A 26,988-nucleotide genomic window follows, 5' to 3' on the forward strand; every position below is an offset into this window, starting at 1 on the left:
AGCTGGTACCTTGAGTTTGCCAGCTAACCCTATTGCAGGCGTTATTCTTATCACAGGGTCTGGGCCGCAAGATCGAAATCAATTATTTATGGGACACCAAACGTTTCTTGTATTAGCTGATTATTTAACAAGAAAAAATATTGCGGTACTACGATATGACGATCGCGGTGTTGGTCAGTCTCAAGGACAATTTGATGGTGCAACAAGTTATGACTTTGCTGATGATGCAAGCAGTGCCATTGATTTTTTAAATGCTCAACCTGAATTACATAACCGCTTAGTTGGAATAATTGGCCACAGCGAAGGTGGATTGATTGCGCCAATTGTTGCAACACAAAACTCTAAAGTCGACTTTATCACACTGTTAGCCGGGCCTAGTCGAAGTGGTCGATTTGTTTCAGAGAATCAAATAAAAAAGATATTGTTATCTAACGGAATGTCAAAAGATACCTCGACAAAGGGTAGCCAAATCACCAAAAGCCTCAATAAAAGCGTTATTCAATATGCTGACTTATCCAAGGATGATTTAAAGCAAAAGCTAAAAACGGTGTATCAAACCAAGTGGCAACAACTTGATGATACATCACAAACACAATTACAGCGATTAGGTGGCGGGTCATTGCCTGAACCTCGGCTAAAGATGTTAGTAGGCGATTGGTATAAAGCATTTTTAACGCACCAGCCTGTCGACTATTTAACTAAGCTCAATATTCCAACATTGGCATTATACGGAGATAAAGATGTGCAAGTTAGTGCAGAAGATCACGCGAAAGTGATGGAACACGCGTTAACGGAAAATGGCGTAAATCTCTCTAAAGTAGTTATATTACCGAATCATAATCATATGTTTCAACGCTCTAAGACTGGTGCGATGACCGAATATCAGCATATTGAAGAAACGCTGTCGCTATTAACGTTAAGTAGCATTGCTGATTGGATTAGTGACTTGAAGTAATACCGCGGTGGCTTATCTAGGGAACTAAGGTTCTTTAGATTTTAGCAGCAGTGCTAAGCTTTAACTGATTGACTCAAAATGGCACAAAGCTGCCGTAAACATGGATTCCCGCCTCGGCTCGGGCATCCTGCTTCGCTCTACCTTCTCCATCCGTGGAGTCGTTCGCGGGAATGACGGTGTATTCCTACTTCTACGCAACTTCTAACCTTATCAATTTAGTTATGTTCACTTGTCCTTATGTAAAGTATGCTTGACTTTGTTTTGTTTAACGTCTATCTTAATTGAAAGTAAAATATACTTTACATTATGACAAGCGAGGTAGACTTATGGATAAGCAGGAATCAGGACAAAATAATTGGGAAGCACGAACCAAGAAAAACACAGTAAAGTTAGGCATTTGGACATTTGGTTGGGTGCTAACTACGGCCGTTACCGCATTCGCACCAAAGTTCTTATGGGACTTTAATACCGTATTAACTGTTATTGCCGTGATTATTAATGTGTTGGTTGGTTTTGGCATGATCTTGGCTAACAGAGAGCATTTACGTGGCTTAGATGAAATGCAGCAAAAAATACAAACTGAAGCGATGGCGCTGTCATTAGGTGTGGGCTTAGTGCTTGGTTGCAGTTATGAACTTTTAGAAGATATTAAATTAATAACTTTTGAACCAGAAATATCTCATTTGGTGATACTTATGTGTATTACTTACATGATTGGCATAATTAAGAGCGGAGCAAAATATCGATGAAAAATCGCTTAAAAGTATTGCGCGCTGAACGAGACTGGACCCAGGCAGATCTTGCTAATGCACTAGAAGTATCAAGGCAAACCGTTAATGCCATCGAAAAAGGTAAGTTTGATCCAAGCTTACCATTAGCATTTAAAGCCGCTCGACTGTTTGAATTATCTATTGAGCAGATATTTCAGGATGAAGAGCAAAGATAAATTCAAGCGGAATATGCAGGCGCTTACTCCAAGCCTGTTCGCTGTGATTTTCCCCTTTAAAAAATAAGCTTTGCCATTGCTGTTTTGGATACTCTTGCGTAAATAAAGTATCAACTTGCTGTTGAAGCACAGGGTACATGGCATCTAACGTAGCATCGCCATGGTCAAAGTAAATTTTGTGATCTGTAAGTGTCGGTAGTTTCACTTTGATGTAATTAAGAAATTGTTGAAATAGGATTTTATCTTTGGCAAACGCGCCTGGCCAATGAGTTGACATGCAAATAGCACCGGCAAACTCATTTGGATATTGCATTAAGCCATACCAAGAGATTAATCCCCCCATACTTGAACCCGCTAAATAGCGATGTTTACCACCTTTTTTTACAGAATAATTAGCGTCAATAAAAGGCACGACTTCAGTGACGATAAATTCTAAATACTTATCTGAATACACTTTAGTGTTAAACAATGGCAGATCTGCACTTCTTTCAAGTTGGTACATTTGTGCTTGTTGCTGTTTGCTTAATTTCTCGAATGGTTGTTGCGGGAAAAATTCACTGTGACGGTTTTTCACCCCATTAGGGATCGCCACAACAATAAAAGGTCGAACTTTTTGTTGTTCAATCAAGCTGCCAGCTACTTCATCAACCATCCATTCTTGCTTATTCCAAGTGATGTTAGCATCAAAAAGCATGCGGCCGTCATGCATGTAAAGTACATCATATTTTGAATTTTCTGAGTAACCAGGTGGTAACCAAACATCGATGTATCTTGAGCCAATTAACTTGGATTTAAATGGTTCAATACGCTCAATTGTTCCTTTGTGCACCACCGGGATCGGATCTGATGCAAGGCAATTGAACGTAATCGCGACGAGTAATAATGACAACCATCTATTCATAGTTTTTAATCTTAAATTTACCGATATTATTTTTTATGCTCTTTAACTTGGCTCCAGCACAATGCTGAAACAGTTAAGGCAATTCCACATAAGATGAAAATGGCGCTTTTGTCATTTGTTTGAGAAATAAACAAACCGACACCCAAGCTAACCAACAACTGCGGAATAACTACCGATAAGTTAAATAAGCCCATGTACATGCCCATTTTATTTTGGTCAATTTTCTCCGACATGATGGCAAACACTAAACTGATCACTGCTGACCAACCTATCCCTAAAATTGCCATCAAAAAGTACAGGGTATATTCTGAATGCCCCAAAAAGGCTACTAAAAAATAGCCTATAGCCATAGACGCAATACAATAGGTGTGCACCTTTACCCGGCCAAATTTTGTTGCCAAAGGCTCGAGCAGTAATGTTGGTAATAATGCCGACACAGCACTCAAGACTAGAAAGCTTATTGAAATTATTTTTCCCAGTTCATCATCAGCAATACCGCCCATTTTGTCTTGTAAAAATGCAAAAATGAACACAAACATAGTTTGAATACCAATCCAGCTAAACGAGTGCGCGGCTAAAATTTTTCGAAAACCAACCAGGCCTGCTTCCTGCTCTGATTTATCATCTTCTTTCGCTTTGATGGTTTGTATTACCCAAACCAAAGTGAGTAATACACAGATAAATTCAGCATAATAATTTTCAACTGTTATGCCCGATAATTGGCGCCCCATGGCATAGATGTCATATATGATAAAACCCCAGAGCGGCTTTATGTTGATCATAATATCTTTAAATGACAGTGACTCACTCGCAACGGTGCGTTCACTAACGGCCAATTCTTTTGGCTCGGTGATGAAAAAAGGCGGGAAAATAGACAACACCAGCACTAATGCAGCGCCAAAATAAATTAAAACAAAATTACCCCAAATTGCACCGATCGCGTAGGCTAAAACCCCGAACGTACCTGAAATGGTTTGCATCCAGGTATAACCAAGCGTTCTTTTTTCACCTTCAGGTGTCACATCGGCAATAATAGAGCGAGTAGGGTTAAAGCCAATATTGATTGATAAATCCAGAGTTAAGGCAATGGCAATAGCCACGGCCAGAATAGCTTCAATGCCAAGGCTTTTTGATACAATATCAATGTTTGGCAACGCCAACAGCATTAACCCGGCCAAAACACCGCCAATTAAAATAAACGGTCTGCGACGACCATTCCAAAACCAAACATTGTCAGAAATAATACCGATAATTACTTGCCCTAAGATGCCCGCAATTGGTCCGGCAGCCCAAACCAAACCTACTTCGTGAATATCCAACCCATATTGAGTGGTTAATATCCAACTTAACGCTGAAATTTGCACTGATAAGGCAAATCCCATTGCGGTAGAAGGCAAGCTAAGCAGCGCATAAAAACGCTTACTTAGATTTTGTTGTATTGCTAGCATTGTTTTCCCCAATCATGATTATGAGTTGTTCTTATGGCGCAGTTAATTTTATTATTGCTTTAGGTATTAACAGTCGAAATTGTTGTTTGTTTTTACGGAACAGGTTGTCCGTTGCGTGCTTGTAATAAGCGGTACCAATCTTCGCGTGAGTAATTAAGTTCAAGGGCTTGCTTAGCTTCAACAATGCGTTGTGGATTTGTTGAGCCAACAATTGGACAAATTTTAGCTGGATGCTTTAATAACCAAGCAAAAGCTACAACCCATTTTTCACAGTCATACTGCTGCGCTTGGCGTTCAAACTCTTGATGAATTCGGGCTACATCTTCATGGCTGAAGGTGTTGCCCCAAGCTTCATAAACTACAGTTGCTATTGGGCACCATGCCATAGGTGTAATGTTGTGTTGCATGCATTGATCAAGCGTACCATCGGTAAACGAACTAATGTTATGAATATTAATTTCAACTTGGTTTACCATCAGTTTTTCTGTTGTCGCCGCTTGTAACAAACTCACTTGTGAAGGGCTAAAATTACTCACGCCAAAGTGTTTCACTTTGCCTTGGCGTTTAAGCTGCTCAAACGTCTCTGCGACTTCTTGTGGGTCAAATAGGTAATCTGGACGATGTAATAAGAATAAGTCCAGCGCTTCAACGTTAAGGCGCTCTAATGAGCCTTCTACTTGCTTAATTAAATAGTCTTTTGAAAAGTCATAACGGCCCACATCACCTTCGTTAGGTGTATTGGCAAACCGAATTCCGGCTTTTGAGGTGATAATCAATTGCTCGCGTAATTCTGGACTTTCCTTTAATACTTGACCAAAAATACTTTCACATTCACCACCGCCATAAATGTCAGCATGATCAAAGTGGTTATAACCTGCATCAATTGCACTTCTAATTGCAAGTTTACCCTGGGACATAGCGTCTGCAGAATTATCGCCGTTTATACGCATGCAGCCATAAATGAGCCTTGATGATGCCTTGCTTAAATTGCCAATTTGTAGTGTTTTCATAGTGTTCTTTATATCTTAAGTGGCTGAAACAGTGTTGATAAAACCTTCATGGCTTGCCATGCCTTTAACACTGCGATCGATCAAAATTTTCAGGTTTTGCATTAAATCAAGTATTTGCTGTTCGGTTAAGGCATCGGCCAATGCATTATGGTCTTCAGGTATTATACCTTGACCCATTAAGACTTGCTGCCAGGCAATTTCAGTAAATAAATCATCCTGTTCACGGAATAATTTTCCTGTAGTTTTAAATAACTCAATTTTACGTTGCAAGCTTTCAGGAATATCCATGCGTTGGCATTCGCGCCAAAATTTGCTGTCATCACGCTCGTTCACTTTGTAATGCAAGATGATGAAATCTCTAATTTGCTCAATTTCAATTTTTGTCTGACGATTAAATTCATCAACCTCAGTGTCTTTAATACCCTGATGAGGGAATAGTTTGATTAAGCGGATTGCAGCCGTTTGAATCAAATGAATGCTGGTGGACTCTAACGGCTCAAGAAAGCCGCTGGATAAACCAATGCTCACAACGTTTTTGTGCCATTGTTTTCTGCGCCGCCCGGTTCTAAACGGAATTATTTTTGGCTCTGCTAAAGGCTTACCATCCAAGTTCTTCAGTAGTAGTTCTTTGGCTTGGTCGTCAGTCATATGCTTGCTTGAATAAACTAAGCCATTACCTATGCGATGTTGCAGAGGAATACGCCACTGCCAGCCAGAATCATGGGCAATAGATTTAGTATACGGTGTAATTGGCGCAACAGATTCACAAGGAATGGCCATGGCGCGGTCACAAGGTAGCCAATGTGACCAATCTACGTAGCCAGTGTTTAGCGCTTTCTCAATAAGTAGACCAGCAAGGCCAGTACAGTCGATAAATAAATCACCATCAATGCAACTGCCATCTTTAAGCGTTATGCTTTCAACAAAACCATTATCATCGTTAAGATTGACATTACAGACCATGCCTTCGATGCGTTTCACACCTTTAGCTTCGCTGTACTTTCGCAAAAATTGTGCGTACATACCGGCATCAAAATGATAGGCGTAGGTAAGCCCTGGCATATTTGTGCCTTCAATCTTTGGCGACTTAGAAAACTTGTTATGTTTTGCTGCTTGGTAATTTAGCGAGAAATCCCAAAAATCTGATGTGTCACCAAGATTCTTGGCTTTTAGCCAGTAATGATAAAAATCACAAAATGGGAAATTTTTTCCTATACCACCAAAGGCGTGCATGTAGCTGTCGCCTTGTTGCTTCCAATTTTCAAACTCAATACCAAGTTTTATTGTCGCTTTGGTTTCATTAATAAATTCTTTTTCAGTAATGCCCAAGGCATTATTAATGGTAATTATTGGTGGTATGGTTGCTTCACCAACACCAACCGTGCCTATTTGCTCAGATTCCACTAAAGTAATATTTAAGGTTTTCCCTAATACGCGAGATAATAGTGCGGCGCTAACCCAGCCGGCGGTACCACCACCAACAATCACTACATTCTGAACTTTATCTTTATTCACATTAATACCTTAAATACCGAATTATTTTATTCATTCAATAAGCTACTTTAGCTTAACCAGGTTAGTTTAAATAGTTTATTGAATAGATACTTTTTTTGCATTCCATCATCCATGAACTTACAAATCTATTACCAAGATTCACCGGATGTGATGAATGCCGAGGTCACATGGATGTGAATGAACGGTCCATGGTGATTTGCACTCCATCATCCATGAAGTAAACCCTCTCTAAAGGCATCCTGCCTGCCGAGGATAAGTACATCCTTGATGTTACAAATCAATTGCCATCCATGGCGATTTGCATTCCATCATCCATGAAGTTACAAATCTATTACCATCCATGGCGATTTGCATTCCATCATCCCTGAAGTAAAAAAAGCCCCTGCAATTTATTATCACAAGGGCTTAAACATAACTACATCAATTACTTACAGCTTGTAGCTGAAACCTAATAAGTAGCTGCGACCGTAGTCTTGGTGATCGCGTACTTGTAGGCTGTTGTCACCAGAAAGTGATGTAAATGGTTCTTCAGTAAGGTTGTAACCTTGAATGAATACCGATAAACCTTTCAGGCTTTCAAAACCACCTTCGCCAAAGTCATAACCAATTTGCGCATCAACAATAGTTTCGCCTTCAATATCAACCTGTACTGAGTCAAAACCGATACCGTATACGTCGCCCTTAAAGTCTTCACGATGACGCATGCTGGCACGAACTTGGAAACCATGGTTTTCGTAGTATGCGGTTACACTTGAAATACTGTCTGACAAACCTGGTAATTCAAACTCATTACCGTTTTGGTCTTCAATGTCTGATTCAACACCAGTGTAGCTGGCAATTACACCAAAGCCGTCTAAGCTCTCGCTAAATACATTAAATGGTAATGCTACAGAAAGTTCGTAACCCCAAAGAGTTCCTTCACCGCCGTTTACTTTACCATTACCAGTACCAGTTGAGTTAGGTGGAATCTCACCCGTTGCAGGGTCTGCAACACCGCTCATATCTACTTCATAGTTACCGTCAAAAATCCATTCACTTAGATCTTTGTGGAATAGTGCTACCGAGAAGTAACCTTCTGCAGAGAAGTAGTTATCGTAGGTTAAATCGATACCAATCGCTTCTTTTGGCTCAAGCTCTGGGTTACCACCACTAACACTCCAGTAGTTACCATTTGAATCAGGTTGCTGGTTATAAGTAGCACTTACCGATGCATTCATTTCATCTAAACGTGCACGAGAGATAGTTTTTGCGGCACCAAAACGAATTGTTTGAGTATCATCTAGCGCTAAAGATAAGTTTAAGCTAGGTAATACGTGAGAGTAGTCATGGCTAATGTCTGTTGGGCTAGTAATAACTAAACCATTTTCAGTTCCAAAAGCGTTACCTTGAGATGATTGGTCAGTTTGTACATAACGTACACCAACATTACCGGTTAGTGGCAAGCCACCAACTTCCATATCAAGATCGGCTTTTACGAAGAACGCAGTGATTTCTTCTTTAACAGTAAATGATTTGGTTTCATGGCTTGTGTTAGTTAGTTTTTCTGAAAGTAAGTCGTAATAGCCGTCATTCATTAAACCGCGTACATTGTAGGCAATCATATCGCCCATGCCTATAAAGCCTAAATTGGCAGAGCCTAAACGATACTGCTCAGGTACAGACATCATGCCAGGGTTTTCTAATGAAAATGACGATACCGTCATAAAGAAACCATCTGAATCTTTAGTTTTTTCACGATCTTTGTAAGACACACCGTAAGTGATTGCGCTTACGTAATCATTATCAAGCGCTTGCGTTGCCGCAAACTTCAATGAAGTAAGCTCATCGTCAACCGTTGGTGTATTTAAGAAACCGTCTTGTGCTTGGTTTTCATACTCAGTACCGGTGATGCCATATTTATCATTAAGTGCTGAACTCCAGCCCCAAGATAAAGGCCCACCCAGTTGCATTAGGTCATAATCAGAATAATCTAATCCATGTGAGAATGTTGCGCCAGTGTTACCGCCGTCAAATTCATAACCAATCGTATCAGCAGCACCGCGGCTATCACCACGACCAGTACCAGAGTAACTTTCTAGTGACCAAATCTCACGCTCAACTTTTGAGTAAGAAGCGTCAAATTCTAAATCCCAGTTATCATTTAAATTGTATTCAGCATTAAAACCGTACGAGTTAAGCTCTGCTTCACGCTCTTCGTAATCGTTACGAACAACAACGCGTTGGCCTTCAGTGATGGCACTGGTTACAAAACCAGTTTCAGGATCAACTACGGCAGTATCGGCAGAGATAGAACCTTGACCCCAAGCAAATGGTACTTCAATACCACGTAAGATTTTTTCATCGGTAAAATCTACATATAAGGCATCAAAAGTAAGATGTAAATCATCAGTAGGTGCAAATTCTAAAACACCCATCACTGAGTCACGCTCTAACGTTGATGAACGTACGAATGGTTTAGCACCACCTAAAATAGAACCAACAACATTGCCATTCTCATCTGTTAATTCTGGGTAACCCCAAGCATTCCAACGTTTTTCTTGGTTAGGAGAGCTCATGGTAGAAATTGCAATGGCAACACCAACAGTATCGTCAGCAAATTGATCCATGTAGGCGAATGAACCTCTAAAACCATTGTTATCGGCATCAGGGTTTAATTCTTCAAAACTGGTTTCTTCGTAAGTACCATTAATGGCAATAACACGCTCGCCTTTGCTTAATGGACGAACAGTTTGTAAATCTACAACACCAGCAATACCTTCGCCTTCAATTGTTGCATCAGGAGTTTTGTAAACTGTAACTCCGCTCATGATCTCTGAAGGATATAAATCGAATTGAACACCACGGTTATCATCGATTGAAACTTGTTCACGACCGTTGAATGTTGTGGCACTTTCGTTTTCACCAAAACCACGAATACTTACTTTACTTGCACGACCATCAAGGCGTTGCGCGGTAAGACCTGGTAGGCGAGCGATTGATTCAGCGATTGAAGAATCTGGTAATTTACCAATATCTTCAGCAGTAATAGCTTCTACTACGCTAGATGAATAACGTTTAGTGTTCATTGACTCAACAAGGCTGCGACGAAAGCCAGTTACTTCAATAACTTCAACTTCTTCTTCTGCTTGTTGTTCTGCAGTTGCTTCTTCAGCTGCAAGAGCGATTGAGCTCATTGACAATAGACCACCAGATAGTAGTGCCATAGTCAGCTTGCTCGGTTTAAAGTTTAACATTTGTCTCTCCCGATTGAGTCCATTCTTTTTATTTTACTCAGACTTCTTGTCCGAGTTATATGTTGTTTAAAAAGCACACAACTTTTTAAAGTTTCCCTTATGTTAATTACATTCGGTTACAAATAGAATGATCTGCATACGTATTCATAAATATGCAGTGAATTTATATTGAACCGTTACTTTTCATTAACATTTCTTTGTTATGTCCAGTAAAAACAAAGGCTTGAAGTGTGTTTGGTCGATTATTGACCTGGTTGCAAAAGTACTGAATACGTATGCAATTGATTATTCAATTTAGTTATATCATGCTTGCCAACAGTAAGATTTAATTCAAATTTTAGTTTTGATTACAGGTTGGTTACAAATGCGATTGTCACTTTTTCCAGTTTTTCTTTTGTTATTATTAGTTGCTTGTTCGCCAGCCATTGATCAACAAGTTGATTTTAATGGTATCGAAATCAGTGGTTTAGATAATGATGTTAGCGGCCATTGGCTTGCTAAAAATGAATTATTGCTATATTCCAAAGTCGATGCATCTATCGCCCATTATTTGATTACAACAGGTAAAAATTCAGCACAATGGCTGTTAAAAAATCAGCCATTGAGTTTGACCAGTCAGCAAAAATTTCCGCATTTAGTTGAGAGTGGACAGGGGCTTTCATTTGTTGAAAACATCACTTCAAAACAAATAAAGCAACTGTTAAAACAGCAACTATTTATCGTAGGCGTTAATAGCGACAATAAGGTAATCAGCACTACTCGAGTGCAAACTGGTAATGTAATTGACGACATTTATACTTCTGCAGCTAATGATGCCGATGAAATAACCGATTTTGGCGCGACATTATCTGCGCAAGGTACTCAATTTAAACTATGGGCACCAACAGCTAAACGGGTTAGTGTTTTATTGTTTAACCAAGATAAATCGGCGCATGAAATACAGCAAATTGAATTAAGCCAAAACTTAACAACAGGCGCATGGCAAGGCCTAGTTAAACAGTCATTATTTGATGTTTATTATCAATATAAAATTGAACTGTTTCATCCCGAAAGCCAGCAAAAAGAAACCCTAATAACGACTGACCCATATTCTTTAAGTTTGTCTGCAAACAGTGAGTATTCACAGGTTACAGATTTAAATAATCCAACCACTAAACCCTTGGGCTGGGATGAGCAAGCCAACCCAACAGTTGAAAACATTGAAGATAATATTTTTTATGAGCTGCATATCGGCGATTTTAGTGGCACTGACAACAGCCTCGCAGACCAGCAAGCGAAAGGTAAATATAAAGCGTTCGCTGAAAAAAACAGCGATGGTATTAAGCATTTAAAATTACTGAAACAGGCAGGGTTAAATAACATTCATTTATTGCCAACGTTTGATATTGGTACGATTAACGAAACTGAAGAACAACGTATTAGCTTAACCGACACAGTGGCAAAGCTATGCTCTATTTATGCCAAGCACACCCTTTGCCAAACTGAGGGTGTTAATCATCAGCATACCTTATTAGACATTTTAAATAGTTATGACCCAGCAAGTTCTAATGCAGAACAACTGGTTAGTGAATTACGTGAACTTGATGATTACAACTGGGGTTACGACCCATTTCATTACACTGTACCTGAAGGCAGTTATGCATTAAATCCAGAAGGTAATGCGCGTATCGTTGAGTTTCGTGAGATGGTACAGCACATTCATAACTTGGGTTTTCGGGTGATCATGGATGTAGTGTATAACCACACACATCAAGCCGGTTTAGAAGGCACATCAGTACTTGATAAAATTGTGCCCGGTTATTATCAGCGTTTAAACCCTGTAACTGGCTTAATTGAACAATCTACCTGTTGTGACAATACCGCAACTGAACGAAAAATGATGGCTAAATTGATGACCGACTCGTTAGTGGTTTGGGCCAGAGATTACAAAATTGACGGCTTTCGTTTTGATTTAATGGCGCATCAACCAAAATCGGTAATGTTACAGACACGAGAAGCTGTACAAGCGGTTGACCCGGATAATTATTTTTATGGCGAAGGATGGAATTTTGGTGAAGTAGCCAATAATCAGCGCTTTGTTCAGGCGAGCCAATTAGAGCTTGCAGGTACAGAAATAGGCACATTTACTGACAGGCTTCGTGATGCGGTCCGTGGTGGCGGTATGACAGAATCCGGTGATGAAATACGAAAGCTGCAAGGCATAGGCAATGGTTTATATACCTTGCCGAATGAACTTCGTAGCCAGGAAGACAGTAAAGAACATTACCTATTACTTGCTGATCAACTTAGGGTTGGCTTAGCCGGTAACTTGGCAAACTTCCCATTAACCAATGCAAAAAACGAACAGGTTACTGGTAAAGATATACCTTATGGCGACCAGCCTAGTGGTTATGCGTTGGATCCTGCCGATACCATTAATTATGTGTCAAAACACGATAACCAAACTCTTTGGGATAATAACCAATACCGTAATGATTTCAGTTTAAGTATTGATGATCGGGTGCGTTTGCAAACGTTAAGCTTGTCATATCCGTTACTCGCCCAAGGCATTCCATTCTTACATATGGGTTCTGAGCTATTGCGTTCTAAATCATATTTGCGAGACAGTTACGACTATGGGCATTGGTTTAACAAGGTCGACTTTTCAATGCAAACCAACAACTATAATGTTGGTTTACCACCGCACGAAAAAGATCAGCAAAACTGGCAAGTGATCGGCAAAGTCATAAGTAAAAATGCTGGCCGTGATCTGGTTAAAGTACAGCATATTGAATTTAGTCGAGCGCGTTTTATTGAATTTTTGAAAATCAGAAGCTCAATAAATTTATTCCGATTAACCACGGCAGAAGCGGTTAATTCGCAAGTAAAATTTCATAATACAGGTAGTGATCAGGAGCTTGGTTTAATTGTTATGAGTCTGACTGATCTAGATGATATTGATAAAAATTATCAGCAAATTGTGGTTGTGTTTAACAGCTCGGCAAAACAACGAACCTTTGCGTTTGATGATTCCGAGTCTTTCAAACTGCATCCAGTACAAGCGACAAGTACAGATCAATTAATATCAGCAAGTTTGGCTGATGAACATGGTTTCACCGTGAATAAATTTAGCACCGCAGTATTTGTGAAATAAGCATTAAACTAATAGGATTTCCAATGAAAACGTTATTTAAAATCGTTACCATAATCGCACTATTTACCAGCCCATCATTGCTGGCAAAAGAGGCGAGTGTTAAATCGCCTGATGGCAATCTGGTGTTTACGCTTTCAGATGCAAATGATGTTATTAAATATAAGGTGACATTTAATGGCGAAGAGGTTGTAGAACCGTCAAAACTTGGCTTAGTGTTTAAAGATGGCCCGTATTTAGATGGTGGTTTTGTCATTGATACGACTAAATCTACATCGGTAAACTCTACTTGGCAACAACCTTGGGGAGAGCAAAAAAACATTACTGATCATCATAATGAATTAGCGGTAACCTTAGTTGCCGAGCGAGCAACCGTTAATACGTTTACGGTAAAGGTTAGGGTATTTAATGATGGTTTAGGTTTTCGCTATGAAGTGCCAAAACAGAATGGCTTAGACAAGGTTGAAATAACCAACGAACTCACCGAATTTGCTGTTAAAGACTTTAAAAGCTCTACCGCGTATTGGATCCCATCGCGCGAATTTAATCGTTATGAGTATGTCTATAACACTACAGAGTTTGAAGACGTTAGCATCGCCCATACGCCGTTCACTTTCACCTTAGGCTCTGGTGTGCACATGAGCATTCATGAAGCCGCGCTTATTGATTATGCGGGTATGTCGGTGAATCAACGCCGACCTGGTGTTTTAAAAGCAGATTTAGCGCCGTGGTCAGACGGGATTTTAGTGAAAACAACAGCGGGTTTTACAACCCCATGGCGTACCATTCAAGTCAGCAAAGATGCGGTTGGCCTATTAAATTCAAACTTAATTCTAAATTTAAACGAACCAAATAAACTTGGCGATGTAAGCTGGGTAGAGCCGGGTAAGTATGTAGGTATTTGGTGGGGCATGCATGTAAAAGAAACAACTTGGGGAAGTGGTGAAAATCACGGCGCAACCACCTCTGAAGTTAAACGTTATATGGACTTTGCCGCTAAATATAATTTTAAAGGAGTGCTCGTTGAAGGATGGAATGTTGGCTGGGATGGCGACTGGTTCTTTAATGGTGATGTCTTTAATTTCACCAAAACTTATGATGATTTTGACATTAATGCGATAAGCGCACATGGTAAAAATGTTGGCGTAGAATTAATTGGTCATCATGAGACCTCAGGTAATGTAACTAACTATCGTAAGCAAATGGGCGCGGCTTTTGACTTATATGAAAAGCATGGCGTAACGCAGGTGAAAACCGGCTACGTTGCTGATGGTGGAAACATCAAACGTATCGATGAAAATGGCATTGCCCGTCATGAATGGCATGATGGTCAATTTATGGTAAATGAATATTTATATAATATTACCGAAGCGGCGAAACGTAATATCAGCATTAACACTCACGAGCCTATAAAAGACACTGGTTTGCGCCGCACTTATCCTAACTGGATTTCACGTGAAGGCGCTCGTGGACAAGAGTTTAACGCTTGGGGAACTCCGCCTAATCCACCAGAACACGCGGCAATGTTGCCTTATACTCGAATGCTGGCTGGTCCAATGGATTTCACCCCGGGCATATTTAACATGGGCTTTAATGGTTTAGGTGCGGATACCAATCGACCACAAACTACACTGGCTAAGCAATTAGCCTTATATGTTGTCCTGTATAGCCCTATCCAAATGGCGGCAGATTTACCGCGTAATTACGAAGCTAACTTACCTGCATTTCAATTCATATTAGATGTACCAACTGATTGGGTTGAGTCAATTGCGGTTGCAGGTGAGGTTGGTGATTATGTTGCTTTTGCTCGTCAAGATAAGCATAGTGATGATTGGTATTTAGGTGCGTTGACTGATGAAGATAGCCGCACGATAGAGGTTAAATTAAACTTTTTGTCAGAAAATAAGCAATATATCGCCGAGATTTATCGTGACGGAAAAAATGCTGATTGGATTGATAATCCGTACGAAATGATTATTGAACAAAAAAATGTAAAACAAACAGATACGCTAACGTTACCGTTGGCAACCAGTGGCGGTGTTGCCATTCGCTTCAAAGCAGTTAAATAAATAAGAAACTATTATGAGCAATCAAAAACCACAATTATCGTTCTGGCAAATATGGAATATGTGTTTTGGCTTTTTAGGCATCCAGTTTGGTTTTGCCCTGCAAAATGCCAATGTCAGTCGAATCTTTCAAACCCTTGGCGCTGAAATTGACGATATTCCTATTCTTTGGATTGCCGGCCCAATAACTGGCTTGATTGTACAACCGATAGTCGGTTATTTCAGTGATAATACTTGGAATAAATTTGGTCGTCGTCGCCCATTCTTTTTTGCTGGCGCAATCTTAACGACTCTTGCACTTTTTGTTATGCCGAACTCTCCGGCGTTATGGATTGCGGCTGGGACATTGTGGATATTAGATGCGTCGATAAACATCACAATGGAACCATTTAGAGCTTTTGTAGGCGATAATTTACCCCATGAGCAACGCACTACAGGCTTTGCCATGCAAAGCTTTTTCATTGGTATTGGCGCGATTGTAGCTTCTGCCATGCCGTACATGTTGGCGAACTGGTTTGGCGTTAACAACGTGGCACCTGCTGGTGAAATTGCTGAATCAGTAAAATATTCATTTTATTTCGGTGGCTTGGTATTACTGGCTTCGGTGCTATGGACTGTATATTCATCAAAAGAATATAGCCCAAAACAACTTGCTGATTTTGAAGCTGCCGAGCTGGGGGCTGCTAATGATAAGAGTACAGAAGATAGTGTTAGAGCTAATTTAAACTATCAACAAAAAGGTTGGGTTTATTTAACTGTTGGTCTAATTTCTACTTTTGCGATTGTACAGTTTGCCTTAGATAAACAATTATATATTTTATCAATCGGCTTCATTGTGTTTGCCTTGGTACAGTTTATTGTTGCTAAAATGCAATCATCAGGAAAAACCAGCAACGGTTTTTATGAAGTAATTGATGATCTATATCACATGCCAGAAACGATGAAAAAGTTGGCGGTAACCCAGTTTTTCTCATGGTTTGGTTTATTTGCCATGTGGATTTACACTACGTCTGCAGTAACAAGCGTGCATTTTGGCTCTAACGACCCAACATCTACAGCCTATAATACTGGCGCTGATTGGGTTGGTGTTTTATTTGCGGCCTACAATGGTTTTGCCGCACTAGCGGCTTTTGTTATTCCCGTTTTAGCCGCAAAGTATTCTCGTCAATGGGCACATTTTATCTGTTTATTCTGCGGTGCTGCGGGCCTAATTTCGATGGCATTTATTGAAAATCCTGATTTACTGTTAGTTTCAATGATAGGTGTTGGTATTGCCTGGGCGTCTATTTTATCTGTGCCATATTCATTGCTATCAAGTTCATTACCAGCGAACAAAATGGGTGTATATATGGGGATTTTTAATTTCTTTATAGTTATCCCGCAAATTCTAGCAGCCAGTGTGTTAGGTTTATTTGTACGAGAATTATTTGCTGGTCAAAGTATTTATGCATTGGTACTTGGCGGTGCATTTATGATCATTTCTGCAATATCAGTGTTGCGCGTTAAAGATTAATCGTAAATCTGTTTACGTTTGTATACGCAATTAAAGGAATGCCGGTTAACTAGGATGTTAATCGGTATATAACTTTCCTATACATTAGATAATTGTTACGTTACTATTTTTTATATTAATTACCAAAATAGAACTTTGTAGTGAAAGCAACTTCATTTGACATCGCCTATCGTGCCGGAGTTTCCCAGTCTACTGTTTCTCGTGCTTTGAGAAATAGCCCGCTGGTTAATGAAGAAACTCGCCTAAAAGTTCAGGCTATTGCGAAAGAATTAAATTATAAAGTAGATAAAAATGCCCGTAATTTACGTTCTCAACAAAGTAATACAATCGCGCTTTTACTGTTCGAAGATTCTACCTCTGATGATTCCCAAATAAATCCGTTCTTCCTATCTATGCTTGGCAGTATAACCCGTGCGTGTGCCAATAAAGGTTATGATTTACTCGTGTCTTTTCAGCAAATGGACAATGACTGGCACGCCGAATTCGAAGACACCAACAAAGCTGATGGTATTATTTTATTAGGTTATGGTGACTACGTTGAGTATAAGAAAAAATTGGTACAACTGCATGAACAAGGCACACATTTTGTTCGCTGGGGCGCTGAAGTAAAAGACATGCAAGTTGCTACATTAGGCTGTGATAATATTCATGGTGGCATGCAATTAACGCAACACCTTATACATAAAGGTCGTCAGCAATGTGCTTTTATTGGTACGGCGTCACGACATGCACCAGAATTTAATGATCGCTATAAAGGCCATGTGAAAGCATTAAAAAAAGCAGGCATAAATGTTGATAAAACCTTACAGGTCGATGCGATGTATACTGAAGAAGCTGGATATCTGGCAACAAAAGCCTTGTTAACCCAAGGCAAAAAATTCGATTCTTTATTTGGTGCTTGCGATCTTATTGCTGTAGGTGCTATTCGCGCACTTAAAGAACATGGTTTGAAAATTCCTGATGATGTAGCCGTTGTTGGCTTTGACGACATTCCTATGGCTAACTTTATCAATCCCCCTTTAACCACTGCCAAACAAGACACCATGCTTGCCGGGCAACTTTTGGTTGATAACTTATTAAACCTTATAGGTGGTGAAGAGCCAAACACCATGTTGATACCGAGCCAATTAATAGAACGCGGCTCTACAAACATTTAATTCCTCTATTGCTGTGTTGGGTTAATTTAATGTTGCTTGCCTTAGATCGTACTGTTAAATTAGACCTATAACTTGTTTAATTTGCAGTACTATGAACAAATCTTTTCATAATTATTTTATTTACTTACTGGCGTTTAGCAGTGGCTTTTCCATTATGGGCATTGAGTTACTTGGTGGACGCATCTTAGCGCCATATTTTGGTTCAAGCGTACACGTATGGGGCAGCATCATTACTGTCTTTATGTTGTCATTATCATTTGGCTACTTGCTCGGTGGGCGGTTATCGTTAACCAACCCTTCCTTAAAACGATATGGCAGCATATTCCTATTTGCCGGCATTACATTATTGCCCATAGCGTATTTTGCTACGCCAATGTTAGAGCTTGTTTTTGATAATATTGAAGACAGTCGATATGGCTCTTTAGTGGCATCTATGATGTTGTTTTTCATTCCTACAATTATTTTAGGAATGATTTCCCCTTACTCAGTAAGACTGTTAGTAACAAGCCAAGATGAAAGTGGTCATGTTGCTGGCGTATTGTATTTTGTATCAACCCTTGGCTCTGCACTTGGAACTTTAGCAACATCGTTTTATTTAGTGCTTTGGTTCGAAGTTAATACCATCATTTTAAGCTACTGTTTTCTGTTGATGGTACTTGGAATATTGGCGATTTGTTTTTATAAAATGGAATTAAAAGATGCGCAAGTTCAAATTCAAGCATAAGACTTTATGCCTATTGGCGATTGGTTTTATATTACCGTTTAGCACTCAGGCGCAAGTGATAAAAGAAGAGCGTTCTTTATATAGAAACATAATTGTTGAAGATAAAGGTGACATCCGCTGTTTAAAGTTTTCAGTTAAACGGTTGAAATCAAGCCAATCATGCGTAGATAAAACTAACCCTCAGGCATTGGTGTTTGATTACACCAAGTATGTAATGTCTTCATTGCTTTTTAATCCATCACCGAAAAGGGTGCTGATTATAGGCCTAGGTGGCGGCACGCTTTCCAATAGCTTATTAGAACTGTTTCCAGATGTAGAAATAGATAATGTTGAAATTGATCCTGCAGTCGTAAGGGTTGCTCGACAATATTTTGACTTTAAAACCACCGATAATGTTAAAAGCCATACTCAAGATGGTCGTATTTTTATTAAACGGGCAAAGCGCAAAAGCCAAGAATATGACTTGATCATTCTTGATGCGTTTAATGGAGAATATATTCCGGAACATTTGTTAACGAAAGAGTTTTTAGAAGAAACGGAAAGTTTGCTTGCTGATAATGGGGTATTGGTCGCTAATACCTTTTCTAGCAGTAAGCTTTATCATCATGAAACTGCCACATACCATGCGGTATTTGGTGACTTTTACTCGTTGCAAAAAGGCTATAATCAAGGCAACCGAGTAATTATGGTCCCGAAAATCAAGCCGACCAATGACGAGTTATCAGCAAGGTTAATTGAGCTAGAGCCCAGATTGGCAGCCTATAATATTAAACTGATGAATATGTTGGCATTTTTGGAAATTGAGAAACTACCAGAAGAAGAATATAAAGTATTAACCGATCAATATTCGCCTGCTAACTTATTATAATAAGGGTACTAGTTGTAGTTTTTAAAACTTAAAATCACCACCAATGGTGAAGACCTCATGCTCTTCACCATTTATTTCAAACACTTGCATTTCAGACTTTAAAATAAAGCTCTCATAATCATATTTAAAGCCAATACCGTAAAACATATCGGTACCACCATCTAAGTCAGAGTTCATGCCAGGTTGACCATAAACAGGACGCTGGTTGGCACTTAGTTCATTTGCCTGGCTTTCTTCAATTTCCCAGTTGTTCACGCCAACTTTGGCAAATAATGATGATTTTTCGGTGAGTGGCACAAAGCCTATAATATTAATCATCATGGCAGATGAGTCTGCACTGTCTCTAAAGCGAACTTCGCTAGCTTCATCCATAACGGCATCTTGACCCTTATGGGCGCCTTTTAGGTTGGCGTAATCAGCCTCCAGTCCCCAGTAAGGATTGAACTGTAATGCATCAATTGCTTTTTCTTCCTCGCTTCGATTATTCAAAGCAAAAATATTTCTTTGGTTTTTAAAATATCGATTATGGCGAAGATAACTAATTTTCTGAACTGACAATACTTTATCAATATCAGTCTTTATTGTTGGCGGTTGTTCGCTTGATGTTTCACCATCTACAACATCCTCACTCGCGTCATCTACGCTGCTGTATTGTTGTTCCTCAGTAACCTTGGCAAGGTCATTAGTTTTTGCCGCTTGAGGTTTAGTTGTTTGCTTTACAGTTATTTCTTTTGTTTCATTGTTAGGAAAATCAGGCATAAAAAATAGCACTATAACAGCGACAAAAGCCAATGATGCTATGAGTATTAACGTTTTTCTCATTAGTGTTCCCAGAATTAATAAACTTATTCAATATTATTTTTTTACTGTTGTTAGTTTAAGTATAGTTAGCATTTTCGGATGATAGTAGAGTAACTATGTTTTAGTTTGTTAATTCCATCTGTTGTTGTTTATCTTTTGCTAAACTAATTGATAATAAATTAGTTTCACTAGGATTTCCTTTGACGAAAATTCAACAAACCTTGAATATTAGTGCGCTTAAAACGGCGGCGAAAACAGCTTATAGCAATGCCTATGCACCCTATAGTAAGTTTTACGTGGGAGCTGCAGCCTTAACAAAGTCTGGCAACATAGTAAGCGGTTGTAATGTTGAGAATGCCTCTTATGGTTTAACTGTTTGCGCGGAACGAAATTGTATTGCTCAAGCTGTTATCAATGGTGAGCATGAGTTTCAAACCTTAGTCATTTATACCGAACAAGAAAAACTAACCCCACCTTGTGGCGCATGTCGGCAAGTGATAGCTGAATTTTTAGAGCAATCGGCAATAGTCACCGCCGTAAATCACCTCGATCACCAAATAAGCTGGACCGTTAAACAGTTACTTCCCGATGCGTTCACTCCAAAAGATTTAGAATAGGAACAAATATGATCCTTCCGCAGGAAATTATTCGTAATAAACGTGATGGCAGAGTCTTATCTAATACTGATATTCAAGGGTTTGTCACTGGTCTAGTCGATGGTAGTTTTAATGACGCGCAAGTAGGCGCAATGGCCATGGCTATCGTACAACAAGGCATGAATGTTGATGAAACGGTCGCCTTAACATTGCAAATGATGGATTCTGGCGATGTGCTTGCTTGGCCTGAGTTGGATGGACCTATCGTTGATAAACACTCTACGGGCGGCGTTGGTGACAAGGTTAGTTTTATGCTTGCAGCTATTGTTGCTGCAAATGGTGCTTATGTACCAATGATTTCTGGGCGAGGGTTAGGGCATACAGGTGGCACAGTAGATAAGTTGGAAAGCATTAGTGGCTTTAACGTACAGCCAACTACCGCGCAATTTAAGCAAATAGTAAAAGATGTTGGTATGGCCATTATAGGGCAAACAAGTAATATTGCTCCTGCTGACAAACGGTTATATTCCATTCGAGATATTACTGCAACGGTTGAATCAGTACCGCTAATTACCGCGTCAATTTTATCTAAGAAACTGTCTGCTGGTCTTAATGCTCTGGTAATGGACGTTAAAGTAGGAAATGGCGCGATGATGCAAGACATGCAGGCCTCAAAAGAGTTGGCACAAAGTATCGTAAATGTCGCCAATGGTGCTGGTGTGAAAACCCAGGCGATTATTACCGACATGAATCAAGTGCTAGGAAATACCGCAGGTAATGCTCTGGAAATCAAAGAAACGCTGGATTACTTAAGTGGCGAATATTTAGACCCTAGACTGCATGAAGTGGTTAATGCATTAGCATGTGCAATGTTAATTGATGCAAATATTGCAACAGATACTGCACGTGCCACACAACTGGTGAAAGAGGTCTTAAATAATGGCAAGGCTGCAGAGGTATTTGCCAAAATGATCGCACAGATGGGCGGACCAAGTGACTTGTTTGATGCACCAGATAAATACATGCCGACAGCAAATATGATTACAGATATAAAAGCGCCAAAAACAGGTGTTATCAGTGCGATGCAAACCCGTGATATAGGCATGGCTGTTGTGACTATGGGCGGTGGGCGTTTATCAAATGAGCAAGAAATAGATCATAGTGTTGGTTTTGATCAAATTACACCTGTTGGCGGTAAAGTGACTGTCGGTGATGTTATTGCCCGAGTTCATGCTAATTCAGCTGAAAGCTTAGCTGTAGCTAAAGGTAGCTATCTAAATTCAGTACACATTAGCGATGAGATGAATGAATTTAATCCAGTGGTATATGAAACTATTGCGGAAAATAATAAGGCTTAGTAAATCAGCCTTATCTTATTTATTTAGCCAATCTTGCAGCATGTAATAATAATTCTGGTGCCAAGCGAGTTTTATAATTTGGATTAACGTATTGAAATTGCACTAATCCGTTCGCGTCTATAACGTAAACTGCAGGTGCCGGCAGTACTAAACGCTCTTCTCCAGCAGCATTCTTTTGCAATGGATTCTGTAAATTCATTTTCGCTAAATAGCGGTCAGTTACCTTTTGTGAGGCAAAAAACGCTAAACCAAACGTTTGGCTTACGGTGCTATTGTAATCAGATAACAGTTGATAGCTTAGCTTTTTATCTTTAATACTTTTTTGTAAATCAGTTGGTGAATCAGTGGATATACCTACCAGCTGAAAGCCTAGCTCTTTTAGGTCGTTTTCAATAGCCTGTAATTGTCCCATTTGTACGTTACAAAATGGGCACCAACCGCCACGATAAAAAAATAGAACGGTAGGTTTGCCTTTGACTAAATCAGCTAAGTCTACTTGTTCATTATCAAGGGTGGTTGTAACCGCGCTGGGAACTGATTGTCCAGGCAGCAAAGGTGATACTAGATCTTGCGTCTCTGCAATGGGTTTTGCAGCCACGTTCAGACTTAACATTAAAAACGCTAAAACGGTTATTATTTTTTGCACAGTAGATTATCTCATTATTTAATTATGTTATTCTGATAGACCAAGGATATTGGAAAAATATTTCCTAAAAATAGATATTATATACTTGTTACCATTCATAAATAGGATTATTGATGAGCGCTCTCACCTCAGGTGTTATTTTTCTTAGCGCTGCTGTTATTGCAGTCCCCATTTTCACCCGTTTTAAACTCGGTGCTATTTTAGGTTATTTAGCAGCAGGTTTAATTATTGGCCCTTCAGTATTGGGCCTTATTCATGACCCTGAACAGATACTGCATTTTGCCGAATTAGGCGTAGTATTTTTGTTATTTATTATTGGCCTTGAGCTGGAGCCAGAAAAACTGCTGCGAATGCGCAATCAAATATTATTTATTGGTGGCGGTCAGTTGTTGTTTTGTGCTTTTGCAATCACCGCATTATTATTGCTGCTGTCTTTCGACTGGAAAATTGCCCTTGTTTTAGGCTTGGCTTTTGGCTTGTCGTCTACCGCTTTTGCCATCCAATTGATGGAAGAAAAGCGTTTATTAACCACGCCATTAGGGCAAAAAGGCTTTTCAATTTTACTGATGCAAGATTTAGCGGTTATCCCTATCTTGTTATTAGTGACAGCGCTTGCTGGCTCAAGTAACGCTGACGCACCTGCTTGGTATATTAGTGTTTCTGTTATTATTGCCGTGTTATTTTCAGGGCGTTATTTAGTTAACCCATTCTTGAGAGTCATGTCTCGTTATGGAAGTTCTGAAGTAATGACCGCTGCGGCTTTGTTAATTGTGATTGCCACCGCATTAGTTATGCAGCTCGTTGGTTTGTCGATGGGGTTAGGTGCCTTTATTGCCGGTATATTGCTTGCAAACTCAAGTTTTAGACATCAGCTTGAAGTTGAAATAGCGCCTTTTAAAGGATTATTGCTTGGCCTGTTTTTTATCGCCATCGGGATGAATTTAGAACTTGATTTGTTGATTGCTCAGCCGGTAACAATTATTGGTGCAAGTTTGATTCTAATTGCCATTAAAACAGCTATTATTTATGGTTTGTTAAGGTTTAACAATCAACCCGGAACCCATCCACTAAGACTTGCGTTGATGTTATCCCAAGGTGGTGAATTCGCCTTTGTAATTTTTAATGTTGCCGTAAATGATGCGTTATTACCAGGTAGCATAGCAGCACAAGCGACATTAATCGTTGGTATTTCGATGGCCTTAACATCACCTTTGGTGATCTTGTATGAAAAAATTCAACGACGAAAAGTGCAAGTACCAGAATACGACACCGAATCAGGAGTGCTTGAACCTGAAGTAATTATTGCTGGCTTTGGCCGTTTTGGTCAAATTACCGGCCGTATCTTATCGGCCAATAACATTCACTTTACGGCACTCGATAACAATGCCGAGCATATTGAATTTTTGAAACAATTTGGTAATAAGGTGTTTTATGGCGATGCAACAAAACTGCGATTGTTAAAAGCCGCAGGCATTGAACATGTGCGTATTATGTTTATAGCGGCAGATTCAGATAAGCATGGTTTTGATATTGCAAAAACCGTTAAGGAACACTTTCCACATATAAAAATTATCGCTCGTGCTAAAAGCCGTTTAAGTGTACTCAAATATAGAGATATTGGTGTTTATACCAATGTTAGAGAAATGTTTGATAGCAGTTTAACCGCGGCGCAAATAGTACTTGAAGAATACGGTTTTGATCATGCTAAAGCGCAACATTTGGTGAAAGTCTTTAAAGCACATGATGAACAATTACTGGAAGAGTCTTATCAAAGTAAAAATAAATTTGATATGAACGAACTCATTAAAGTGAGTAATAAAGGTCGGGCAGAACTAGAGACGTTATTTAAGAAAGATCACGATGAATAAAATCTTAATTAGCAGCTGTTTTTTAGGTAACAAAGTTAGATACGACGGCCAGACTAAATCAATTGTCGACCCACAAATCGCAACATGGCAACAGCAAGGCTGCTTAACCGTTATTTGCCCAGAAGTATCTGGCGGCTTGTCGGTGCCAAGAGCAAGAGCAGAACAAATTGGTAAGCAAGTTTTTGACGAGTTCGGTGTAGATGTTACGGCCCAGTTTCAATTAGGTGCGATACATGCTCTCGAGTTGTGTCAGCAACAGCAAATAAAATTTGCTTTGCTAAAAGAATTTAGCCCATCATGCGGCAGCAAGCAGATATATAACGGTGACTTCAACGGCACTAAAATAAAGGGGCAGGGCGTTACCGCTAAATTACTGACTGAGCATGGCATAGCGGTTTACAGTGAATTAACGCTCGCGCAATTAATTATTGACTACAATAGGGCGTAAGCGTTTAATACGACCAGACTCAACAAGAGAATTCCTTATGAACAAACTAATTTTTATCTTTTTTTCCATTTTTATACTTTCTGCATGTGCTCAAACAGCTGATGATAATCAGGTTCAAGCCAGTGACGCTCAGTTATTACAAATTATTGATGAGCAAAAAGCGTATCAGGACTCGTTAAACCCATTTAAAAAAGAAAACAATATTCTTTATTATGACGTATCACCAGAAGCGCTGGCGAAAGATCATGAAATAACTGCTGGAATTTATCAACGCTTGCAAGCTATCGATAAATCAACACTAAGCTTTGATAATCAGATCAACCATACAATTTTGAGTTATAAGTTAAAAAATGAACTCGATTCGTATACAAACTTCGATCATTATCTGCCGATAACTGCAGAGGGTGGTTTCCATGCTTACATGACGTTCATGGTTAATCGTTCAACCTTTAAATCAACTGAAGATTACCAAACTTATTTAAAGCGTTTAGTTGCTCTAGACACCTATTTTGAGCAACAAACTTACTGGATGAAGAAAGGCTTGGAAACTGGAATTAGCCAACCACAGGTTGTATTGGAAGGCTTCGAACATAGTATTAGTTCATTAATTGTTGACGATGTGACGAAAAGTGAGTTTTACCGTCCTTTTATCACTATGCCTGACTATATTTCAGCTGAACAGCAACAAGCTTTAAAACAACAAGCGCAAACGATAATTAGCGAAAATATCAACCCGATGTATCAACGCTTTTATGACTTTATGGTTGACGTTTACATCCCGAATGCGCGCCAAACTATTGCGGCAAAAGACTTCCCTAATGGTAGCGAATTTTATCAAAATAGAATTGAGCACTACACTACATTGACGATGAATGCTGATGAAATTCACAACATTGGTTTAAAAGAAGTGGCTAGAATTCGTGCCGAAATGGAAGAAGTTATTGTTGAAGTTGGATTTGAAGGCAGCTTTGCAGAGTTTGTCGAGTTTTTAAGAACTGACCCGCAATTTTATGCAACCACACCTGAACAGTTACTAAAAGAAGCCTCTTATATTGCTAAAAAGATGGATGCGAAATTACCGTCTTTATTTAAAACCCTACCGCGTACTCCTTATGGGGTAATTCCTGTGCCGGCAAGCCTAGCGCCTAAATATACAACCGGACGTTATTCTGGTCCAAGTCGTGATGATCAACCAGGTAATTATTGGGTAAACACCTATGCGTTAGACCGTCGCCCTTTGTATGTATTAGAAGCACTTACCTTACATGAAGCTGTTCCTGGACATCATTTACAAGGCTCAATCGCTCGAGAAATGGAGAATGTACCAGAGTTTCGTAATCAAACTTATATTTCTGCTTTTGGTGAAGGTTGGGGGTTATATTCTGAATACCTTGGCATAGAAGCTGGTTTTTACCAAGACCCATACTCAAGGTTTGGCCGTTTAACGTATGAAATGTGGCGCGCCGTGCGTTTAGTGGTTGATACCGGCATGCATATGAAAGGTTGGTCAAGACAGAAGGCCATGGATTACTTAGCCAATAATTCTGCTTTATCATTACATAATGTTAAAACTGAAATAGACCGTTATATTTCTTGGCCAGCACAGGCGTTATCGTACAAGCTTGGTGAAATAACGATCAAGAGTTTACGAGTTGAAGCCGAGCAAGCTTTAGGAGAGAACTTTGATTTACGTGAGTTTCATGATCAAGTGCTGAAAAATGGATCTATACCTTTATCTTTATTAGAAACGATTATTAGAGATTATATTGCTCAAAAGCAAAGTGAGATTAACGCGACACACTAGT

Annotated in this window: 21 protein-coding genes; 14 read left to right on the plus strand and 7 right to left on the minus strand. The window is 39.4% G+C overall.

Annotated elements, in window-relative coordinates; genetic code table 11:
• Positions 1-16: 16 nt before the first annotated feature.
• The 3 genes from RI845_RS00740 to RI845_RS00750 all read left to right on the plus strand — a co-directional run bounded on the left by RI845_RS00740 (position 17) and on the right by RI845_RS00750 (position 1,901).
• Positions 17-955 carry an alpha/beta hydrolase family protein gene (locus tag RI845_RS00740; protein WP_348387844.1) on the plus strand — a complete coding sequence of 313 codons (939 nt, stop codon included), beginning with the start codon at positions 17-19 and terminating at the stop codon, positions 953-955.
• A 326-nt stretch (positions 956-1,281) separates the two neighbouring features.
• Positions 1,282-1,704 (plus strand): hypothetical protein, encoded by a 423-nt coding sequence (locus RI845_RS00745; protein ID WP_348387845.1) that lies wholly within the window; start codon positions 1,282-1,284, stop codon positions 1,702-1,704.
• Positions 1,701-1,901 carry a helix-turn-helix transcriptional regulator gene (locus RI845_RS00750; RefSeq protein ID WP_348387846.1) on the plus strand — a complete coding sequence of 67 codons (201 nt, stop codon included), beginning with the start codon at positions 1,701-1,703 and terminating at the stop codon, positions 1,899-1,901. Before RI845_RS00745 ends, RI845_RS00750 begins: the two co-directional genes overlap by 4 nt.
• Here RI845_RS00750 and RI845_RS00755 read toward each other — a convergent pair.
• The 5 genes from RI845_RS00755 to RI845_RS00775 all read right to left on the minus strand — a co-directional run bounded on the left by RI845_RS00755 (position 1,864) and on the right by RI845_RS00775 (position 10,008).
• Complete coding sequence (locus tag RI845_RS00755) at positions 1,864-2,802, minus strand: alpha/beta hydrolase (RefSeq protein WP_348387847.1); 939 nt, start codon at positions 2,800-2,802, stop codon at positions 1,864-1,866. The genes RI845_RS00750 and RI845_RS00755 overlap by 38 nt on opposite strands.
• A gap of 26 nt (positions 2,803-2,828) precedes the next feature.
• Positions 2,829-4,250 (minus strand): MFS transporter, encoded by a 1,422-nt coding sequence (locus tag RI845_RS00760; RefSeq protein WP_348387848.1) that lies wholly within the window; start codon positions 4,248-4,250, stop codon positions 2,829-2,831.
• A 92-nt stretch (positions 4,251-4,342) separates the two neighbouring features.
• Entirely contained in the window at positions 4,343-5,260 is a 918-nt protein-coding gene (locus RI845_RS00765) for an aldo/keto reductase (protein ID WP_348387849.1), read from the minus strand.
• Positions 5,261-5,275: 15 nt separating this feature from the next.
• On the minus strand, positions 5,276-6,775 hold the full coding sequence (locus tag RI845_RS00770; RefSeq protein ID WP_348387850.1) for a tryptophan halogenase family protein: 1,500 nt from the start codon (positions 6,773-6,775) through the stop codon (positions 5,276-5,278).
• 428 nt (positions 6,776-7,203) lie between these two features.
• Positions 7,204-10,008 carry a TonB-dependent receptor gene (locus tag RI845_RS00775; RefSeq protein WP_348387851.1) on the minus strand — a complete coding sequence of 935 codons (2,805 nt, stop codon included), beginning with the start codon at positions 10,006-10,008 and terminating at the stop codon, positions 7,204-7,206.
• A gap of 364 nt (positions 10,009-10,372) precedes the next feature.
• Here RI845_RS00775 and pulA point away from each other — a divergent pair, with 364 nt between their 5' ends.
• The 6 genes from pulA to RI845_RS00805 all read left to right on the plus strand — a co-directional run bounded on the left by pulA (position 10,373) and on the right by RI845_RS00805 (position 19,466).
• Positions 10,373-13,141, plus strand: a complete 2,769-nt coding sequence (pulA, locus tag RI845_RS00780) for a pullulanase-type alpha-1,6-glucosidase (RefSeq protein ID WP_348387852.1) — start codon at positions 10,373-10,375, stop codon at positions 13,139-13,141.
• Between the two features lie 23 nt (positions 13,142-13,164).
• On the plus strand, positions 13,165-15,207 hold the full coding sequence (locus RI845_RS00785) for a glycoside hydrolase family 97 protein (RefSeq protein ID WP_348387853.1): 2,043 nt from the start codon (positions 13,165-13,167) through the stop codon (positions 15,205-15,207).
• 13 nt (positions 15,208-15,220) lie between these two features.
• Positions 15,221-16,717 carry an MFS transporter gene (locus tag RI845_RS00790; protein ID WP_348387854.1) on the plus strand — a complete coding sequence of 499 codons (1,497 nt, stop codon included), beginning with the start codon at positions 15,221-15,223 and terminating at the stop codon, positions 16,715-16,717.
• Between the two features lie 140 nt (positions 16,718-16,857).
• Positions 16,858-17,874, plus strand: coding sequence for a LacI family DNA-binding transcriptional regulator (locus tag RI845_RS00795; RefSeq protein WP_348387855.1), 1,017 nt, complete (start codon positions 16,858-16,860; stop codon positions 17,872-17,874).
• A 91-nt stretch (positions 17,875-17,965) separates the two neighbouring features.
• Positions 17,966-18,598: a fused MFS/spermidine synthase gene (locus RI845_RS00800; RefSeq protein WP_348387856.1), complete on the plus strand. Its 633-nt coding sequence runs from the start codon at positions 17,966-17,968 to the stop codon at positions 18,596-18,598.
• Complete coding sequence (locus RI845_RS00805; protein WP_348387857.1) at positions 18,573-19,466, plus strand: spermidine synthase; 894 nt, start codon at positions 18,573-18,575, stop codon at positions 19,464-19,466. The genes RI845_RS00800 and RI845_RS00805 overlap by 26 nt, the downstream gene beginning before the upstream one ends.
• Positions 19,467-19,487: 21 nt before the next feature.
• On the opposite strand, the gene RI845_RS00810 is transcribed toward RI845_RS00805, so the two are convergent.
• The gene (locus tag RI845_RS00810) at positions 19,488-20,288 is read right to left on the minus strand and encodes a hypothetical protein (protein WP_348387858.1); all 801 of its coding nucleotides are present in this window, start codon (positions 20,286-20,288) and stop codon (positions 19,488-19,490) included.
• Positions 20,289-20,467: 179 nt separating this feature from the next.
• On the opposite strand from RI845_RS00810, the gene RI845_RS00815 reads away from it, so the two are divergent.
• Positions 20,468-20,884, plus strand: coding sequence for a cytidine deaminase (locus tag RI845_RS00815; RefSeq protein WP_405054067.1), 417 nt, complete (start codon positions 20,468-20,470; stop codon positions 20,882-20,884).
• An 8-nt stretch (positions 20,885-20,892) separates the two neighbouring features.
• Entirely contained in the window at positions 20,893-22,221 is a 1,329-nt protein-coding gene (deoA, locus tag RI845_RS00820) for a thymidine phosphorylase (RefSeq protein ID WP_348387859.1), read from the plus strand.
• Between the two features lie 19 nt (positions 22,222-22,240).
• Here the strand turns inward: deoA and RI845_RS00825 are convergent, their stop codons facing one another.
• Positions 22,241-22,834 carry a peroxiredoxin-like family protein gene (locus tag RI845_RS00825; RefSeq protein WP_348387860.1) on the minus strand — a complete coding sequence of 198 codons (594 nt, stop codon included), beginning with the start codon at positions 22,832-22,834 and terminating at the stop codon, positions 22,241-22,243.
• 146 nt (positions 22,835-22,980) lie between these two features.
• On the opposite strand from RI845_RS00825, the gene RI845_RS00830 reads away from it, so the two are divergent.
• The 3 genes from RI845_RS00830 to RI845_RS00840 are packed head-to-tail and all read left to right on the plus strand — an operon-like array spanning position 22,981 to position 26,987.
• On the plus strand, positions 22,981-24,735 hold the full coding sequence (locus tag RI845_RS00830; RefSeq protein ID WP_348387861.1) for a monovalent cation:proton antiporter-2 (CPA2) family protein: 1,755 nt from the start codon (positions 22,981-22,983) through the stop codon (positions 24,733-24,735).
• Positions 24,728-25,183, plus strand: a complete 456-nt coding sequence (locus RI845_RS00835) for a DUF523 domain-containing protein (protein ID WP_348387862.1) — start codon at positions 24,728-24,730, stop codon at positions 25,181-25,183. The genes RI845_RS00830 and RI845_RS00835 overlap by 8 nt, the downstream gene beginning before the upstream one ends.
• A 37-nt stretch (positions 25,184-25,220) precedes the next feature.
• On the plus strand, positions 25,221-26,987 hold the full coding sequence (locus tag RI845_RS00840) for a DUF885 domain-containing protein (protein ID WP_348387863.1): 1,767 nt from the start codon (positions 25,221-25,223) through the stop codon (positions 26,985-26,987).
• Position 26,988 lies beyond the last annotated feature (1 nt).

The organism is Thalassotalea nanhaiensis (assembly GCF_031583575.1).
In the GTDB taxonomy this organism is placed as follows: Bacteria; Pseudomonadota; Gammaproteobacteria; order Enterobacterales; family Alteromonadaceae; genus Thalassotalea_A; species Thalassotalea_A nanhaiensis.

Coding starts and splice junctions, on each gene's coding strand:
- RI845_RS00810 (WP_348387858.1), bottom strand. CDS start 20,288: ATGAGAAAAACGTTAATACTCATAGCATCATTGGCTTTTGTCGCTGTT.
- RI845_RS00835 (WP_348387862.1), top strand. CDS start 24,728: ATGAATAAAATCTTAATTAGCAGCTGTTTTTTAGGTAACAAAGTTAGA.
- RI845_RS00775 (WP_348387851.1), bottom strand. CDS start 10,008: ATGTTAAACTTTAAACCGAGCAAGCTGACTATGGCACTACTATCTGGT.
- pulA (WP_348387852.1), top strand. CDS start 10,373: ATGCGATTGTCACTTTTTCCAGTTTTTCTTTTGTTATTATTAGTTGCT.
- RI845_RS00745 (WP_348387845.1), top strand. CDS start 1,282: ATGGATAAGCAGGAATCAGGACAAAATAATTGGGAAGCACGAACCAAG.
- RI845_RS00750 (WP_348387846.1), top strand. CDS start 1,701: ATGAAAAATCGCTTAAAAGTATTGCGCGCTGAACGAGACTGGACCCAG.
- RI845_RS00840 (WP_348387863.1), top strand. CDS start 25,221: ATGAACAAACTAATTTTTATCTTTTTTTCCATTTTTATACTTTCTGCA.
- RI845_RS00785 (WP_348387853.1), top strand. CDS start 13,165: ATGAAAACGTTATTTAAAATCGTTACCATAATCGCACTATTTACCAGC.
- RI845_RS00830 (WP_348387861.1), top strand. CDS start 22,981: ATGAGCGCTCTCACCTCAGGTGTTATTTTTCTTAGCGCTGCTGTTATT.
- RI845_RS00825 (WP_348387860.1), bottom strand. CDS start 22,834: ATGTTAAGTCTGAACGTGGCTGCAAAACCCATTGCAGAGACGCAAGAT.
- RI845_RS00790 (WP_348387854.1), top strand. CDS start 15,221: ATGAGCAATCAAAAACCACAATTATCGTTCTGGCAAATATGGAATATG.
- RI845_RS00800 (WP_348387856.1), top strand. CDS start 17,966: ATGAACAAATCTTTTCATAATTATTTTATTTACTTACTGGCGTTTAGC.
- deoA (WP_348387859.1), top strand. CDS start 20,893: ATGATCCTTCCGCAGGAAATTATTCGTAATAAACGTGATGGCAGAGTC.
- RI845_RS00755 (WP_348387847.1), bottom strand. CDS start 2,802: ATGAATAGATGGTTGTCATTATTACTCGTCGCGATTACGTTCAATTGC.
- RI845_RS00765 (WP_348387849.1), bottom strand. CDS start 5,260: ATGAAAACACTACAAATTGGCAATTTAAGCAAGGCATCATCAAGGCTC.
- RI845_RS00805 (WP_348387857.1), top strand. CDS start 18,573: ATGCGCAAGTTCAAATTCAAGCATAAGACTTTATGCCTATTGGCGATT.
- RI845_RS00760 (WP_348387848.1), bottom strand. CDS start 4,250: ATGCTAGCAATACAACAAAATCTAAGTAAGCGTTTTTATGCGCTGCTT.